13 protein-coding genes and 1 tRNA gene are annotated in these 16,317 nt (G+C 75.5%); 7 read left to right on the plus strand and 7 right to left on the minus strand.

Translation table 11 applies throughout. The features are described from left to right. The 5 genes from ACFV0Q_RS02680 to ACFV0Q_RS02700 form a co-directional block, all read right to left on the minus strand. Positions 1-1,098, minus strand: a 1,098-nt coding sequence (locus ACFV0Q_RS02680; protein ID WP_384999349.1) for a bifunctional phosphatase PAP2/diacylglycerol kinase family protein, incomplete at its 3' end; no start/stop codon positions are given. A 33-nt stretch (positions 1,099-1,131) separates the two neighbouring features. Then, positions 1,132-2,331: a TQXA domain-containing protein gene (locus ACFV0Q_RS02685; RefSeq protein ID WP_384999352.1), complete on the minus strand. Its 1,200-nt coding sequence runs from the start codon at positions 2,329-2,331 to the stop codon at positions 1,132-1,134. Positions 2,332-2,705: 374 nt separating this feature from the next. Continuing rightward, positions 2,706-3,113 carry a single-stranded DNA-binding protein gene (locus ACFV0Q_RS02690; RefSeq protein ID WP_384999355.1) on the minus strand — a complete coding sequence of 136 codons (408 nt, stop codon included), beginning with the start codon at positions 3,111-3,113 and terminating at the stop codon, positions 2,706-2,708. A 96-nt stretch (positions 3,114-3,209) separates the two neighbouring features. Then, the gene (locus ACFV0Q_RS02695; protein WP_384999358.1) at positions 3,210-5,144 is read right to left on the minus strand and encodes a GTPase; all 1,935 of its coding nucleotides are present in this window, start codon (positions 5,142-5,144) and stop codon (positions 3,210-3,212) included. A 4-nt stretch (positions 5,145-5,148) separates the two neighbouring features. Further along, entirely contained in the window at positions 5,149-6,771 is a 1,623-nt protein-coding gene (locus tag ACFV0Q_RS02700) for a dynamin family protein (protein WP_384999361.1), read from the minus strand. 323 nt (positions 6,772-7,094) lie between these two features. Here ACFV0Q_RS02700 and ACFV0Q_RS02705 point away from each other — a divergent pair. Further along, positions 7,095-7,167 (plus strand) — tRNA-Arg (locus ACFV0Q_RS02705). A gap of 92 nt (positions 7,168-7,259) precedes the next feature. Further along, positions 7,260-8,102 (plus strand): ammonia-dependent NAD(+) synthetase, encoded by an 843-nt coding sequence (gene nadE / locus ACFV0Q_RS02710; RefSeq protein ID WP_384999364.1) that lies wholly within the window; start codon positions 7,260-7,262, stop codon positions 8,100-8,102. A gap of 87 nt (positions 8,103-8,189) precedes the next feature. Here the strand turns inward: nadE and ACFV0Q_RS02715 are convergent, their stop codons facing one another. After that, entirely contained in the window at positions 8,190-8,723 is a 534-nt protein-coding gene (locus ACFV0Q_RS02715; protein WP_384999367.1) for a phospholipase, read from the minus strand. 398 nt (positions 8,724-9,121) lie between these two features. Here ACFV0Q_RS02715 and ACFV0Q_RS02720 point away from each other — a divergent pair, with 398 nt between their 5' ends. Next, a complete protein-coding gene (locus tag ACFV0Q_RS02720; RefSeq protein ID WP_384999371.1) occupies positions 9,122-9,658 on the plus strand; it encodes a hypothetical protein in 537 nt (178 codons plus the stop codon). Between the two features lie 58 nt (positions 9,659-9,716). On the opposite strand, the gene ACFV0Q_RS02725 is transcribed toward ACFV0Q_RS02720, so the two are convergent. Continuing rightward, entirely contained in the window at positions 9,717-10,493 is a 777-nt protein-coding gene (locus ACFV0Q_RS02725) for an alpha/beta fold hydrolase (RefSeq protein WP_384999374.1), read from the minus strand. 82 nt (positions 10,494-10,575) lie between these two features. On the opposite strand from ACFV0Q_RS02725, the gene ACFV0Q_RS02730 reads away from it, so the two are divergent. The 4 genes from ACFV0Q_RS02730 (at position 10,576) to ACFV0Q_RS02745 (ending at position 16,307) form a co-directional block, all read left to right on the plus strand. Next, complete coding sequence (locus ACFV0Q_RS02730; RefSeq protein ID WP_384999377.1) at positions 10,576-11,277, plus strand: 4'-phosphopantetheinyl transferase family protein; 702 nt, start codon at positions 10,576-10,578, stop codon at positions 11,275-11,277. 654 nt (positions 11,278-11,931) lie between these two features. Continuing rightward, positions 11,932-12,363, plus strand: coding sequence for a GNAT family N-acetyltransferase (locus tag ACFV0Q_RS02735; protein ID WP_384999380.1), 432 nt, complete (start codon positions 11,932-11,934; stop codon positions 12,361-12,363). A 783-nt stretch (positions 12,364-13,146) separates the two neighbouring features. Beyond that, positions 13,147-14,796 carry a S8 family peptidase gene (locus tag ACFV0Q_RS02740; RefSeq protein ID WP_384999383.1) on the plus strand — a complete coding sequence of 550 codons (1,650 nt, stop codon included), beginning with the start codon at positions 13,147-13,149 and terminating at the stop codon, positions 14,794-14,796. A 218-nt stretch (positions 14,797-15,014) separates the two neighbouring features. Continuing rightward, a complete protein-coding gene (locus ACFV0Q_RS02745) occupies positions 15,015-16,307 on the plus strand; it encodes a hypothetical protein (RefSeq protein WP_384999386.1) in 1,293 nt (430 codons plus the stop codon). The last annotated feature ends 10 nt before the right edge of the window (positions 16,308-16,317 follow it).

The following is a 16,317-nucleotide window of genomic DNA, read 5'->3' on the forward strand; positions in this document are numbered from 1 at the left end:
GCCGGTGGCCGCGGCGGGGCCGGGGGCCGCGGCGGGGGCCCAGGCCAGGGACCCGGCGGGGTCGGGGGCCGAGGCCCGGGCCGGAGTGGGGGGAGCGGGCGAGGTCGGGGGTGCGGGGCGGGTGGGGGGTGGGGTGAAGCGGCCCACTGAGACGCGGACCGCTTGGCCCGCCGCCACGGCGCGGCAGGTGTCCTCCGGGCCGGCGAGGCCGAGGTCCAGCGCGAAGTGGTTCAGCGTGCCCCCGGGGAACACCGCCAGCGGCAGACCGGCCCGCAGCGCGGCGGTGGCGGCCGCGTTGACCGTGCCGTCGCCCCCGCACACCCCGAGCACCGTGGCGCGGGCGGCGGCAGCGGCCAGCTCGGCCTCCAGCTCGCTCCCGGCGCACTCCACGACCTCCGCCCGCGGCAGCCGCTCCCGCAGTACGTCGAGCCCCGCCGCGCCTGCCGTCCCCGACCCGGTGTTCACCACCACCGTCAGCCCGGCCCCGTCCGGCAGCGCGGGGACCCCGGCCGCCGGCCGTTCGTCGCCCGGCGCGACCCGCGCCTCCTGCGCACCCCGCGCGAGACGGCGTACGACGAGCCCCGCCGTCACCCCGAGCGCCCCGCCCACCAGCACGTCGGACGGGTAGTGCACCCCGGTGTAGACGCGGGAGAACGCCACCGACGCCGCCACGGGCGCCACGACGGCCCCCCACCCGGGGGACTCCAGCGCCAGCCCGGCGGTGAAGGCGAAGGCCGAGGCCGCGTGCCCCGACGGGAACGAGGTCGTCCACGGCGGCACGGCGGGCTGCCGCACCAGCGGCACCCCGTCCAGCAGCGGCCGGGGCCTGCGCACGGACCACTTCCCGACCGTGTTGACGGTCGCGGAGGCCAGCGCGAGCGAGGCGGCTCCGCTCAGCGCCGCCTTGCGGCCCCGGGCCGAACCCAGGGCGGCGATCGCCAGCGCGGTCCCGCCCCACAGCACGCCGTGGTTCGCGGCCCGCCCGAGCCGCGGCAGCACCCGGTCGGCCCCGGGCCAGTGCCGCCGGGCCACCTCGTCGAACAGCCACCGGTCCCACCGCGCGACCGCGCCCCGCCAGGTCAGTTCCTGATCAGCCATCCCCGGCGCCTACCCCGGGACACAGATCCGGAATCAGCCCTCCGTTCCCCCGGGCCCCACCATGTCCTCCTCGTCCTCCAGCGGCCGCTTGCGCAGCAGCAGGACCACCATGCCGCCCAGTACCACCAGCCCCACCGCCAGCGAAGCGATCACCGGCGTGGCCGCCGAGCTGCCGCTGATGGCCAGCCGCTCCCCGTCAGGGGACTCCTCCGGCGTGACCGACGCCGCCGCACCGGCGGCCGCCAGCTCGGCGGCTCCGGCCAGCGTGCCCACCGTCCCCGCCGGGGCCTGCGCCGCCGGCTGCGGCCAGACCGCCGTGGCGGTGGCGGCCGCCGCGGCGTCGCTGGAGCCGGCCACGATCTGCGCCTCGGCCGGGATCCCGCTGGTGAAGACCCGCCCGACCGGCACCTTCGTGGAGCCCTGCACGACGACCGAGGCCGTCCCGTCCGGGGTGCCCGCCGGTACCTCGAAGTACAGCGGGCTCCCGTTCGCCGCGGAGGTGACCGGCCGTCCCTCGGCGTCCACCACCCGCACTCCCATGGCCACGGCCGCCGCGTCCGGGGTCACCGTCACGCTCTGCGCCCCCGTCCGCACCGTCACCGGACCGAGCCGGGTCCCGGCCGGACCCGTCACCGTCCCGGACACCCGGCCGGGGTCCAGGTCCAGCGAGGCCGGCGGCTCCGGCAGCCGGCCCGCCTCCCGCTGGAGGTAGTCGGCCAGCCGCTCCGCCTCCGGGTCGGCCGCCTCCACCTGCGCCCCGTCGGCCAGCCGCCAGATGGCCACCTGGGTCCCGGCGGCCGCGCTCTCCGCGGTCAGCGCCCCGGCCCCGGCCTCCTTCGCGAGCCCGGCCAGGTCGTTGTGCTGCGGGTAGGAGTGCTCCAGCACCCAGCGGATCCGCCCGGCCTCGGCGTTCCCGGCGAGGAGACTGCCGTTCCAGCCGCTCTCCGTGTACCGGGCCTGCGGCTGCGCGTAGCCCGCGATCCCGACTCCGTACGTCTGGAGCATGCCGCCGCCGTCGACCCGCATCTCGTAGAGCCCGGCCGGGATCTGCCGGAGCGAGCCGTCGCCGCCGCGCAGGACCGCCTTCCCGTACGTCTTCAGCCCGTCCAGCACGGCGCTCGCGCCCCCGGCCGACCGGCCCGCGGCCGGGTCGGAGTCCGCCGAGGCGCGCACCCCCGGGCCGCCGGCCAGGGCGGCCGCGGTGAGCAGGGCCACGGCCAGGGGCCGCCGCACGGAGCCCCGTACCGCGCCCCCGCCGGCTGGTCGGGCAGCGGCGCCAGGATCCGGCGCAGGATCCGGCGCAGGCTCCGCGACACCCCCCGGGACAGCGCCGGGAGCAGCGGACCCGGCAGGAAGCGGAACCGCCGGCCGGGCCGCGCCGACGGCCGGTGGCGCGGCGGACGCGCGGGCCGGTCCGCACGCGGTCCCGGCGGCGGGCCCGGCTTCGGACTCGCCCGCGGACGCGGCGGATTCGGCGCGGGGCGTGGCGGATTCGCAGGAGGTAGAGGACGCAGAGGACGCGGGAACAGCAATCGACACAGTCTTCCCCTTCGGGCCAAAGACCCAGGTGCCCGTGAGTACCGGGGAATCCTAGCTGCCTCGAACACTCAGACCACCGCCGCCTTCTGAGGGCCCATCAGTGGGGTGTCCGTCTTGACCACCCGCCGGAAGGCCGCCGTTCCGCGGTTGAGGTCGTGTCCGATGGCCACCGCGTCGATGTCCGCCGAGAACCACCGGACGCCGTCGCCGTCGGGCGGATCCTCCCGGACCCGCAGTCGCCCGTGGACCACGAGCGGCTCCCCCACCGCGACGGAACTGGCCAGGTTCACCGCCAGCACCCGTCGCGCCCAGACCGTGTAGAAGCTGGTGGCGGCGTCCGTCCAGGCCTCGGTGCGGCGGTCGAAGTACCTCGGGGTCACCGCGAAGCGGAACCGCGCCGACGGCCCGGTCGCCGTCTCCTTGAAGTCGATCTGCGTCGCCACGTATCCGACCAGCGTCACCAGGGTGTCGTTCATCCCGGCCGCCTCCCCACGTCCCGTACCCGCCCGGACCGTCCGCACGGGGTACGAACATGCTGGCGCGGGGCGCCGCCGCCCGCTCCGGCCTGTGGATTACTGGCGGGTTGTGGACAACTTCGTCCCCCCTGCGGCGACCGTCGCGTACTGCTCCCGCACCTCGCGGTAGCGCAGCAGCTCCGCCGCCACCGGCTCCAGCACCCGGGCCCGCCCGCACCCGGCCGCCGCCTGCCGCAGTTTGCGCTCGGCGTCCTGCCCGTAGCGCCGCGCCGGGCCCCGGGCGGCGATCGAGCAGGCCCACTCGACGAGCGGCCCGCCGATGATGCCCGCCACCATGAACAGCACCGGCGGCAGCAGCTTCGGCTCCAGGACCCCGACGATCTGCCCGACCAGCCACAGCCCGCCGAAGATCTGCACCAGCGTCATGGCCGCCTGCGCCAGCACCGCGGCCGGCCACCAGGTGGGCCGCGGCGGCTTGGCGGTGGGTACCGCGACGGCCGCGCCGAGCGTCACCGCCAGCTCGTCCAGCGCCTCCGGCAGCCGTTCGGCGCCGCGCACGGCGGTCTCCCGTACGGCCTGCGCCCAGGGGTCGGGCAGCCCGATGACGGCCTCGTCGGCGACGGCCCGTACGGCCTGTTCGACCCGCTGCCGGGCGGTCACCTCCTCCTCGACCGGCATTTCGGCGGACGCCGCGGGGGTGCGGCCGATCGCGGCGAGGGCGGCCAGGCCCGCGAGGGTGCGCGGGGCGCGTCGGCTCTCGTACCAGCGCCACAGCCGCAGCCAGGGCGTGCCGCAGGCCTTGCCGGCGTTGCGCCGCCAGGCCCGTTCGGCGGCGAGGCCCGCCGCGTACGCCCCGACGGCCTCCGCGAGCCGGTCCTCGAACTCGGCGCGGGCCCCCTCGCCGATCTCGGGCCCGGCGTGCCCGTCGGCGACGTACAGGGGCCGCAGGCGCCCGGCGGCCCGGTCGACATCGGCGGAGATCCGCCGGGTCGCGGCGCCCTTCTCCTGGGTGAACTGTCCGAGGAGCTCGCGCAGTTCCCCGACGCCTTCACCCGTCAGGGCGGAAAGTCCGAGCACGGTGGCCCCCGGCTCCCCGTGCTCGCCGAGCGCGATGCCGTCGTCGTCGAGGAGCCGGCGCAGGTCGTCCAGGACGAGGTCGGCGGCCTCGCCGGGCAGCCGGTCCACCTGGTTCAGCACCACGAACGTCACCTCGGCGTGCCCCGCGAGCGGCCGCAGGTAGCGCTCGTGCAGGACGGCGTCCGCGTACTTCTCCGGGTCCACCACCCACACGACGGCGTCGACCAGCGCCAGGACCCGGTCCACGTGGTCGCGGTGCACACCGAGCGCCGAGTCCAGGTCGGGCAGGTCGACGAGGACCATCCCGCGCAGCGCCTCCGCCTCGGAGGTCTCGCGGGGCCGGCGGCGCAGCCGTCCCGGGATCTCCAGCCGGTCGAGCAGCCCGGCGGCCCCGTCCGACCAACTGCACGCGATCGGCGCGGCGGTGGTCGGGCGGCGCAGCCCGGTCTCGGAGATCTGCACCCCGGCGAGTGAATTGAACAGCGTGGACTTGCCGCTTCCGGTGGCTCCGGCGATGGCGACGACCGTGTGCTGCGGGGACAGGCCGCGGCGCGCCGCCGCCTCGTCCAGCACCCGGCCGGCCTCGGCGAGGGTCTTGCCGTCCAGGCGGGTGCGGGACAGTCCGACGAGCTGGCGCAGGGCGTCGAGGCGCGTCCGCAGGGCCTGCGCTTCGGGGCTGAGCGGCGGCGAGGGGGCCTTGCCGCCGTCGCTGCCGGCGCCGGAGACGGCCCGCACGAGCGCCTCGTCGCCCTCGCGCTGTTCGTCGTCCAGGTCCTCGTCGAGCTCGTCGTCGAGGGGGTCGAGGTCGTCGAGCGCGTCACGGACCCCGGATCCGGCCGCGGATCCGCCGCCGGATCCGCGGGCCCCCCTGCGGGCGGCCCGGTGGCGCGAGCGCGCGATGAAGCCGTCGTCCCAGCGGTCGTCGGTGCGGTCGCGGTCGGTCAGGGCGGTCACCGCGTCACCTCTCCTTCTGCAGTAGGGACAGCGCGGCGATCAGCTCGGCCTGCGGTTCCGGGGTCACTTCGAGCGCTTCCAGCGGGGCGAGCCTGCGGTCCCGTTCGGCGCGCAGCACCTGGTCGAGGTGCTCGGCGACCAGCTCCCCGCCCCGGTCGCGCAGTCGTACGGCGGCCTGTACGCCGATCCGTTCGGCGAGCTTCTCGCCCGCCGGGCGGGCCCGCTTGCCGCCCAGGAGGGCGGCGACGAGGAGGGCGGCGATGCCGTCGGGGTCGGGCGCGGGCTGCTTGTCGAGCCGGGCGACCTCCTCCTCGGCGAGTTCCTCCAGCACGCGCCGCCAGCGCCGGACGGCCACGCTGATACGTTCCGCCGCCTCCCTGTCGGGCGCGGGCAGGGTGACGGCTCCGGCGGCCGGCTCGCGCCGCCAGGCCGCGGCGATCCGCTCGTCGGCGGCGGCCACGGCGCACTGGAGCAGCGCGGCGAGGGATTCCGCGAGGGAGTCGAGGAGTTCGTCGGCGCTGGTGTCGAGGGGGTAGCCGCGCCACCGCGTGAGCGCGTCCCCGGCGAGTACGGCGCCCCGGTCGAGGCGGCCCCGTACCCGCTTGCCCTCCTGCTTGTACGCGTCCTCGACGGCCGAGGTCAGCCGTACGGCGGCGGCGTGCTGCGCGGCGACGGCGGAGGCGAGCTCGGGCATGCGGCGCCCGAGGGAGTCGAGCGCGCCCAGCGCGGTCCGCCCGACGGCGTACTGCCGGGCGGCCGGGTCCTGGACGTGGTGGGTGAGCCAGGCGAGCAGCGGCGCGACGGCGCTGGCCGGGAGCAGCCCGCCACCGCCGGCCGACTCGGGCAGCTCCGGCACGGTGAACCGCGGTACGTCGCCCAGCCCGGCCCGCGTGAGCAGGGCTCCGTACTGGCGCGAGACCTCGGCGAGCACCTGGTGCGGGACCCGGTCGAGGACGGTGATCAAGGTGGCCTTGTACTGCTTGGCGGTGCGCAGCAGGTGCCAGGGGACGGCGTCGGCGTAGCGCGAGGCGGTGGTGACCATGACCCAGACGTCGGCGGCGCAGATCAGCTGCGCGGCGAGTGTCCGGTTCTCGACCACGAGGGAGTCGATGTCGGGGGCGTCGAGGACGGCGAGGCCGCGCGGCAGGGTGGCGACGGTCTCGATCCGCAGTTCGCGGGTCGCGGTCCGCTGGTTCGGTCCGCGCGGGGCGCCCCTCTTGGGCGCGGGGAGCAGTTCGTCGTCCCCCTGGGGGGCCCAGACGCGCATGAGGTCGGGGAGGATGCGCATCCCGGCGAACCAGTGATGATCATCCGGATGGCAGACGAGTACGGGGGTGCGTGTCGTCGGCCGCAGCACCCCGGCTTCACTCACTTGGCGTCCGACGAGGGAGTTGACGAGGGTGGACTTACCGGCCCCGGTGGACCCGCCGACGACGGCGAGCAAGGGCGCCTCGGGCGCCTTCAGCCGGGGTACGAGGTAGTCGTCGAGCTGCGCGAGCAGCTCGGCTCTGGTCTGGCGGGCGCGCGGGGCGCCGGGCAGGGGCAGCGGCAGACGCACGGACGCGACCCGGTCGCGCAGGGCGGACAGGGCATCGAGCAGCTGAGGCCGAACATCCAAGGTCACCACATGCGAAGAATGCCCAATTTGGGACCATTTTTGAAGCTTATACGCCCTCTGCGCGCCGACCGCGACTCCAGCGGGACATCCTGGACACGGCGGACGAGTGGGACGCAGGCATAACGAGTGCACAACACCCAGGCCGACGCGGCGCAAAAGCGATGCGAGAATCGCACCTGCCTGCGATTATCGGGACCGCTTCACCGAACCTCCACATCGTGGCACGCGAGTGAAGCAACCGGGACAAGGCGACCGGAGCCCTATCCTTGACCCGGCACGGACCGCAGTCCCACCCCCACCAAGGGGCTCCAGGCCACCACGGTCACCTTCCGGCCCCCGTAGCTCAGTGGATAGAGCAGGCGCCTTCTAAGCGCTTGGCCGCAGGTTCGAGTCCTGCCGGGGGCGCTTGCGCCAGGCTCGTCCGGCCCCTCCCACGGGAGGGCCGGAGGCCCGGGGCCCCACGGTTTCCCGCACACCGCCGCCGGTACAGTACGCGGATGGCGAACCTACGCGAGCAGATCCTCGGCGAACTCGGCGCCCAGCCGACCATCGTGCCCAAGGTGGAGATCCGGCGACGGATCGACTTCCTCAAGGACTACCTGAGGACCACTCCGGCCAAGGGCTACGTGCTCGGGATCAGCGGCGGCCAGGACAGCTCGCTGGCCGGCCGGCTCTGCCAGATCGCCGCCGAGGAACTGCGGGCCGAGGGCCACGAGGCCACCTTCGTCGCGGTGCGCCTGCCCTACGGCGTACAGGCCGACGAGCACGACGCGCAGATCGCGCTGGAGTTCATCGGGCCGGACCGCTCGGTCGCGGTGAACGTCAAGCCGAGCGCGGACGCGGTCGGCGCCGAGACGGCGCTCGGCCTGCGGGAGCTGCTGGGCGACGGGGCCGGGCTGCGGGACTTCGTGCGCGGCAACGTCAAGGCCCGCGAGCGCATGGTGATCCAGTACGCGATCGCCGGTCAGCTGGGCCTGCTCGTCGTGGGCACGGACCACGCGGCCGAGGCGCTCACGGGATTCTTCACCAAGTACGGCGACGGCGGTGTCGACATCACCCCGCTGACCGGCCTGAGCAAGCGCCAAGGTGCCGCCCTGCTCCAGGAATTGGGCGCGCCGCCGAGCGTGTGGGAGAAGGTGCCGACCGCCGACCTCGAGGACGACCGGCCCGCGCTGCCCGACGAGGTGGCGCTGGGGCTGACGTACGCCGAGATCGACGACTACCTGGAGGGCGGCGAGGTCGCGCCCGAGGTGGCGGCGAAGGTGGAGTCGGTGTACCTCGCGACCCGGCACAAGCGGACCGTTCCGGTCACCCCGCTGGACGGCTGGTGGCGCGGCTGAGGCAGCCCGTTCACCGGCCGGGCTCCGCGCGGGGAAGGGAGTCCGTCCCGCCCGACGGGGGTGCGGGCGGGACGGGGATCGGGGGGATCAGGCCGCCGGGGCGTCCTGCGGGGAGGCGTCCTGCGGGGCCGCGTTCTGCGGGGAGCCGTCCTGCGCGGGGACGTCCTGCGGGGAGACGCCGAAGGCCTTGACGGCCTGGTAGTAGGTCCAGGCCGTGCTGTCGCACGAGCCCTTCTTGACGCCCGAGTACTGCGAGCACACCCGCTTGAGGTCCGCGTACAGGGCGTCGTCCAGCCGGGACTTGTTGGCGGAGAAGGAACCCGCCGCCTTGTAGTTGCGGTAGCCGAAGTCGTGGCGGGCGCAGGCCGTCTGGAACGGGAAGCCGAAGGGGTTGTCCGGGGAGGACGAGCAGTAGTCGGTGGACCAGTCGAAGCCGTACGCGGACCAGTTGGACTGGTTCCCGCGCGCCGCGAGCCAGGCGTTGTAGCTGGCCGCGCTGGTCTGCGTCCAGCTGCCGAGCACCTGCGGCTTGTCCGCCGGGGCCGCCGACGCGGGGGTCGCGAGGGCGAGCAGGGCCGCGGCCGCTCCGGAGGCGAGCAGGGGAGCGAGACGAAGACGCATGGCATTCCTCCGGGGCGGGGGTGGGGAACCGGTGAGCGGGCCGGTGAGCGGTGGCGGAGCGGTGGCGGAGCGGTGGCGGGCCGTCCGGCGAACTCGCCGGTGCGGCTTCGGGGTTCACTCTCCGGGCGGGCCATATCTCCGAGCCCCACGGCTTCTATAACGGCGTCCGGCGACGGCCGTGACGCAGGCCGGGCGCGGCGGCGGGCGCGGCGGGTGCGGCGGGTGCGGCGGGTGCGGCGGCGGATCCGGTCCCGGTGCGCGCCCCGACAAGGACTTCGGGCCTATGCCGGCCCGCCGGAGCAGCACTCAGGTATGACGCCGTATGCGACTTCAGACAGAGCCGAGATTCGTACTGCGGAGGGACGCGCGAACGGCCTTCGCCCCGAACACTTGTAGGTATGAACCGCCGTCCGCTCGTCATCGCCGCCGCCACCGTGGGAGTCCTTGCCACCGCGGCGCTCGCCCTGCCGAACCTTCCGCCCAACCCGGTCACGGACACCCTCAACGACCGGTTCTTCAAGGAGAAGGGCAGGCACTTCGCCACCGCCGCCGATGCGCCCACACGCGGTGACCTGGCGTTCGTGCTGCCGAGCTGGATACCGAAGGACGCCACCGACGTTCGGGTACGGGTGCGCACCACCGGCGATGCCCGGCTGATCCGGTTCACCCTGGGCAAGACCCCGCTCGACGGTCCGCAGTGCGCCGTCAGCGCGCCGGCGAAGGCGGGCGGGCCCCATCTGAAGGCCCGTTGGTGGCCGGGCGACACCCGGGCCGAGGAACGGCCCGAGTGCCGGGGGCCGCACCAATACCAGGTCGCGGTGCGCGGCAAGAAGGTCTACGCGTGGACCGACGGCACGCCCTCGCCGGGGGCGCGAATACAGGACGGCAAGCCCACCCTCGCGCCGGCCTCCGCCGTCCCGGCCGGCCGGCCCTGACGCCCCGCCGGGTCGGCCGCGGGGCCGGCCGCCAGGTCCTCGCGGGCCCGGGCCGGGTCTAGGAGGTGGTCCGGGTGAGGGCTGTGGCGGTGGCGCGGGCGAAGGCCTCCGGGTTGTCGAGCATGATGTTGTGCCCGCAGTCCGCAATGGCGACGACCGCGACCCCGGCGGCCTCCAGCGCCTCGGCGCCGGGGACCGAGCCGTCGGCCTCAGGGTGGAGGAAGCTGCGCGGGATCTTCAGGTCGAGCAGGAGCTCCCTCATCGTGGGCGTGCTCCCGGCGGCGAGGTGGACGGCGGTGCGGTGCAGGGCGGTGCGGCCGGCCAGCCGCATGGTCGACCACCAGTGCGCGCCGACCCGGTCGCGGACCTCGGACCAGCCTCCGGCCAGGAACTCCTCCTCCGTGTAGGAGGCGATCCCGCTGCTTCCGGGCGCGCGGCGGACGTGCGGGACCGGGTCCAGGTTGGCGTCGACCAGCACGAGCCGGGAGACCAGCTCGGGGTGGCGGGCGGCCAGCACGATGGCCACCGCGCCGCCCATGCTGTGGGCGATCACCTCGGCTCCCTCGGCGCGGGCCTCGGTGAGCGCCTGCGCCAGCGCGTCGGCGTGCGCCTCCAGGGTGTACGTGAACCCTTCGGGACGGTCGCTGTGCCCGTGGCCCAGCAGGTCCACCAGCAGCGAGCGCCGCCCGGCCAGCAGGGGGTGCACGGCCGAGGCCGCGAAGTAGGCGGGCGAGGTGGAGCCGAGCCCGTGGAGATAGACGCGGGCCGGTCCCTCCCCGGGGAATTCGACCCATCGGATCCGGTCGCCTTCCGGCGTGACCACGGCACTGTGCACGACGAGTTCCCCCTGACGTCGAGAAAGATCGATCCGGCCCGAGGGTAACCGGGTCCGCCAGGGGCTCGTCTACTCTCATCAGGTGATCGAGTACGTGAACCAACTCGACGGGGCCACGCCTCGGACTGGCGCGCTCCCGGTCGGCGCCGCCGTGGCCGTGTGGTCGCTGGACACCACGCGCGAGGTGATCGGCGGCCACGAGGTCGCCGGGGCGGCCGCGTTGCTGGACGCGGCCGAACAGGACCGCGTCTCGCGGCTGTTGCGCGCGGGCGACCGGCGCAGCTACCTGGCCTCGCACCTGGGGCTGCGGTTGCTGCTCGGGGGGTACCTGGGGCTGGCGCCGGAGAAGGTCTCGCTGGTGCGCGAGGACTGCCCTTGCTGCGGCGGACCGCACGGCCGCCCCGCCGTGGCCGGGGGCGCGGTGCACTTCTCGCTCTCGCACAGCGACGACATGGCGTACTTCGCCTTCGCGGGGGTTCCGGTCGGCGTGGACATCGAGGGGCTGCCGGGCGCCAGCGCGGTGGACGACGTCCTCGGCACCCTGCATCCGGCGGAGACGGCCGAGCTCTCCGGCCTCCCTCCGGCGGAGCGTCCGGCGGCGCTGGCCCGGGTGTGGTCCCGGAAGGAGGCCTACCTCAAGGCCACCGGTACCGGGCTCGCGCTGGGCCTGGCCGAACCGTACGTCGGCTCGGCGTCCACCCCGGCCCCGGTGCCAGGCTGGACCCTGCGCGACCTACCGTCCCCCACCGCCTACGCCGCCGCCCTGGCCCTCCGCACGCCCTGATCCGGGCCCCGGCCCCGCACCCCCCGCGCGTGGTCGGGCCACTCCGCGCCATCTGAGTCGGGCCCCGGCCCGTCACTGCACGCCCTCGGTCGGGCGTACGGCCCTCCACCTGAGCCGGGCCCCCTGCCCCCCACCCCACCCGCACAGTCGGGCACACTCCGCACGGTCCAGGCCCGGACACAGTCCCGCCAGCCACGCCAGCGCCGGCGCGGGGCCCGGCGGCACGGGTGCACGCAGCGCGAACTGAGCCGGGCCCCGGCCCGTCACCCCACGCGCGCCGAACGGGGGCACGGTCCTCCACCTGAGCCGGGCCCCTGCCCCCCACCCCACCCGCGCGGTCGGGCACACTCCGCACGGTCCAGGTCCGGGCACAGTCCCGCCAGCCATGCCAGCGCCGGCGCGGGGCCCGGCGGTTCGGCGTGGAGGGAAGGCGTCTCCGGTTCCGCGGTGCGGTGACGGGCCAGGATCTCCGGCTCGCCGGGGCTGTGAGGGCCGCGCCAACCGCCAAGCCCCTGGTGGGAAGGGCCTCGTAGGCCAGTGCCGGCGCCCGCCGCACCGCCTGCGGCGCGGCCCGCGACGCCTCGTCGAACTCTCCGCCCTTGCGGCCCGTCATGTCCGCGTGTTCACACCGTCCGACCCCCTAGTCTCACCGCCATGGACATCCGCCGCGCCAGCACCCCCGCCGAACTCCTGGCCGCCGAAGGGCTCTTCGACGGTCCCGCCCGGGAGGAGTGGTCCCGCCGCTTCCTCGACTCGCCGGGGCACCTGATGCTCATCGCCTACGTCGACGGCGTACCCGCCGGCATGGTCTCCGGCATCGAGATGACCCACCCCGACAAGGGCACCGAGATGTGCCTCTACGAGCTCTCCGTGGACGAGGGGTACCGGCGGCGCGGGATCGGCCGCGCCCTGACCTTGGCCCTGGTCGACGAGGCGAAGTCGCGCGGCTGCTACGGCATGTGGGTGGGGGTCGACACCGACAACGAGGCGGCCCTGGCCACGTACGCGGCGGCGGACGCCGAGGACGAGGGCGTCTTCTCGATGCGCGGCTGGACCCTGGGTCCCGGAGCGCCCGCCGCCCCGTAACGCCCCCGGCACGGGCCGACGGCGACAGCTCGGCCGGGTGCGGTTCCGCAGCCCGTGGCGCCCGGCGAGGGCTCGGGTGGGTGCGGCACGGCGCCCGGTGGTGGTCGGCGCGGGCCGAAGGCGACGGCTCGGCCGGGCGCGCCGTCGCGGCCCGTGACGCCCCGGCGCGGGCCGACGGCGACCGCCGGGCCGGGTGCGGTTCCACAGCCCGGGGCGCCCTGCGAGAGCCCGGGCGGGTCCGGCACTGCGCCCGGTGGTGGTCGGCGCGGGCCGAAGGCGACGGCTCGGCCGCGGCGTTGCGGCCCGTGGCGCCCTGGCGCAGGCCGACGGCTACAGCTCGGGCAGGCGCAGTTCAGCAGCCCGGGGCGACCGGCGACGGCTCGGGTGGGTGCGGCGCTGCGGCCCAGGGCGATCGGCTCGGGGCGACGGCGGAGGCCCGGCGGAGTGCGGAGCCGTACCCCGTGGCGCGCAGCGCGGGCCGACGGCGAATGCCCGATCGGGCGCGGCGCTGCGGCCCGTGACGCCCCGGCGCAGGCCGACGGCGAAGGCTCGGGCGGGCGCGGTTTCCCCGGCCCGTGGCGCGCAGCGCGGGCCGGAGGCGACGGCTCGTGGTAGTCGGCGAGGGCTCGGGTGGGTGCGGCGCCGCGGTCCGTGGTGGTCGGCGTGGGTCGGCGGCGAAGGCCCGGGCGGGGTGCGGCGGCGCGCCGTCCGGGGTGGCGTGTCGTGCGGCCACTCGGAGCACCCTCCGCGCGCCGTCGCCGGGACCGGCCGAGCATCGGCGACATGACCGCCATGACCGCGCTCCTTCCGGCCGCCGCCCTCCTCGCGGCGGCCACCGTCCTGCCGCCGCACCCCGCCAGCGCCGCCGACGCACCCATCGCCCCCTACGTCGTCGTCCTCAAGGACGCCACCCCCCGCGCCCCGGCCCGTGCGCTGGCCGCCGAGGCGGCGGAGGCGGGTGACCAGGTCGGACCGGTCTACGACACCGCCCTCAACGGCTTCGCCGTACGCACCACCGCGGCCCGCGCCGCCGAACTCGCCGCCGACCCCCGGGTGGCCTTCGTGGAACCGGACGCGCTGTACCGGATCTCCGACCCGCTGGAACCCACACCCGTCCCCGCGCCGGTCCCAGCCCTAGCGCCCGCGCCCGTGCCCGCGCCGGTCGTCGCCCCGGCTCCGGTCCCGACCCCCGCACCGGTCGCCGTTCCGAGCCCGGTCCCGACCCCCGCACCGGTCGCCGTTCCGAGCCCGGTTCCGACCCCCGCACCGGTCGCCGTTCCGAGCCCGGTTCCGACCCCCGCACCGGTCGCCGCGCCGGTCCCGGTCCCCGTGACGAACCCGACGCCCGTCCCGGCACCTACCCCGGCCCCGGTGACAGCCCCGACACCCGTACCGGCCCCGGTCCCGGCCCCGGTGACGGTCCCGACGCCGGTCCCGCTAGCGACGCCGGTCCCGCTAGCGACGCCGACCCCGACCCCGGTAGCGACGCCGACCCCGGTGCCGACCCCGGCCCCGGTAGCACCCCCGACCCCGGTGGCGCCCCCGGCGCCCGACCCCGTCGCCGACCCCGGTGTCGGTGTGCAGCGGCCGGTGGTCTGGGGGTTGGACCGGATCGATCAGCGGGAGTTGCCGCTCGACGGGGCGTACGCGTACGCCACCCGGGCTCAGGGCGTCACCGTGTACGTCGTCGACACCGGGATCAACACCCTCCACCAGGAGTTCGGCGGCCGCGCCCGCGCCGGTTACAACGCGGTGTTCATGGAGGGCGCCGCCGACTGCAACGGGCACGGCACGCACGTCGCGGCGACCGTCGGCGGGGCGACGTACGGGGTGGCCAAGGGGGTGTCCCTCGTCGGTGTGAAGGTGGCCGACTGCCGGGGCGACGGCCGGCTGTCGGGGATCCTGCGCGGCCTGGACTGGATGGTGAAGGATGTCGCCAAGAACGCCGCGAAGGGGGCACCGGTCGTCGCCAACATGAGCATGGGCGGCACCCGCAGCCGCGCCATGGACGCGGCGGTGGCCCGCGCCGTCGCCTCCGGGATCACCGTCACCGTGGCCGCCGGGAACGCCGGCAAGGACGCCTGCGCCGGCTCCCCCTCGGGCGTGCCCCAGGCCCTCACGGTCGGCGCGACGGACGCCGCCGACCACCGCCCCGCCTTCTCCAACCACGGCTCCTGCGTGGACATCTCCGCGCCGGGCGTGTCCGTCACCTCGGCCTGGAAGGGCTCCACGACCGCCCTCGCCCGCGCCACCGGCACCTCCATGGCCGCCCCGCACGTGGCGGGCGTGGCCGCGCTGATCCTGGCGGACGGCGGGGCGCGGACCCCGGAGCAGGTGCGCCAGACCCTGGTGCGCGGCGCCGTGTCGGACCGCATCACGGGCCTCCCGGCCGGAACCGTCAACCTGCTGCTCCACGTCCCCACGGACCGCTGAACCCCCTGCGCCCCACCGGCACCCGCCACCGACCAGTCGGTATCCGATGTCCCATCGGACCAGGCCTGATGGGACATCAATGTCTGTGTGCTTCGGGCGAAAACAATCCATTGACTTCTCATCACCGCGACGCGTCAATGACGGCCTCCGCACCGGCTCGGCCTCCTCCCCACAGCGGGTGGGGGGAGGGGTTCGTCTGACGAAGGAGTCGCGACCCAGTGAGTACAACGTTCCGACGAAGAGTTCTGGCCGGGGCGGGCGCCCTTTCCCTGGCCCTGACGGGCGGTGTGGTGGCCCTGACGGGGACGGCGCAGGCCGCGACCAAGACCACCCCGGTCTTCATGAAGTGCGTCGCCCCCGCGCCCCAGCCGGGCGCCGACGGCAACCAGGACTACACGGTCACGGTGCCGGACACGGCCAAGGCCGGCCAGAGCGTGCCGATCACCATCGACCCCGGTGAGACCCCGGTGGTCCCGATGTTCACCATCGACACGGTCAACACGATCAAGGCGAAGCTGCTGGTCGGCGGGGTCGCGCAGACCGTCACCAGCGCGGCCGTCCCCAGCCACCAGGAAGCCGGCAAGAAGGCCGACCCGCCCGCCTTCAGCGGGAACATCACCATCCCGGACGGCACCGAGGGCACCACGATCCAGATCACCGTCGACCAGGTGATCACGGACGCCAACCTCGGCGGCACGGTCTACACGACGACCTGTACGCCGGAACCGCGCCCCAGCGCCTCCGTCGGCTCGATCGCCGTCGAGGCCCTCCCGAAGGACCCGGTCACGACCAGGCTGACGCCCAACAGCGGCAAGGCGGGCACCGCCGTCACCGCCACCGGCGCCAACTTCCCGGCCGGCCCGGTCACCTGCTCCGCCCTCCTCGCGGGCGCGGCGACCGGTGACACCGGTACCGGCACGGCGGACGCGTCGGGCGCCGCCACCTGCGCCATCACCGTCACCAAGAAGGCCGACGCGATCAAGATCGACGGTTCGGTGCCCGCGGCCAAGCCCTTCGTGTTCGTCGAGGAGCAGGCGGGCGTGCGGAACCCGGTGGACGTCGAGGTGCTGCCCGGGCCGCTGGCCCTCGGCCCGAAGGACGGCCAGCCGGCCGTCAGCTTCGGCGCGGTGACCATCAACGGCAAGGCCCAGTCGGTGTTCGGCGCGTTCAACGCCGCGACCGTCCAGGACTTCCGCGGCGGCAGCCTCGGCTGGGACGTGACGGCGACCCGTACGCCGTTCCTGAACCAGACGACCGGCCACTCGATGGCGAAGGCGCAGATCGGCATCCAGCCGTCCTGCACCGTCACCAACCCCGACAGCCCGAGCACCTGCACCGCCGGTGCGCCGGGCGCGATCACCGGCACCCCGATGAAGGTCGCCTCCCAGGCGGCCGGCGGTGACGAGCTGACCGGCGGCGAGTTCGCCGTGGGCGGCGCGGCGATGCTCCAGCTGCCGCCGTTCATGTTCGCCGACACCTACCAGTCGGTCGTGACCTTCTCGATCGCCTGACCGGGCCCCG

The organism is Streptomyces sp. NPDC059564 (genome assembly GCF_042735575.1).
In the GTDB taxonomy this organism is placed as follows: domain Bacteria; phylum Actinomycetota; class Actinomycetes; order Streptomycetales; family Streptomycetaceae; genus Streptomyces.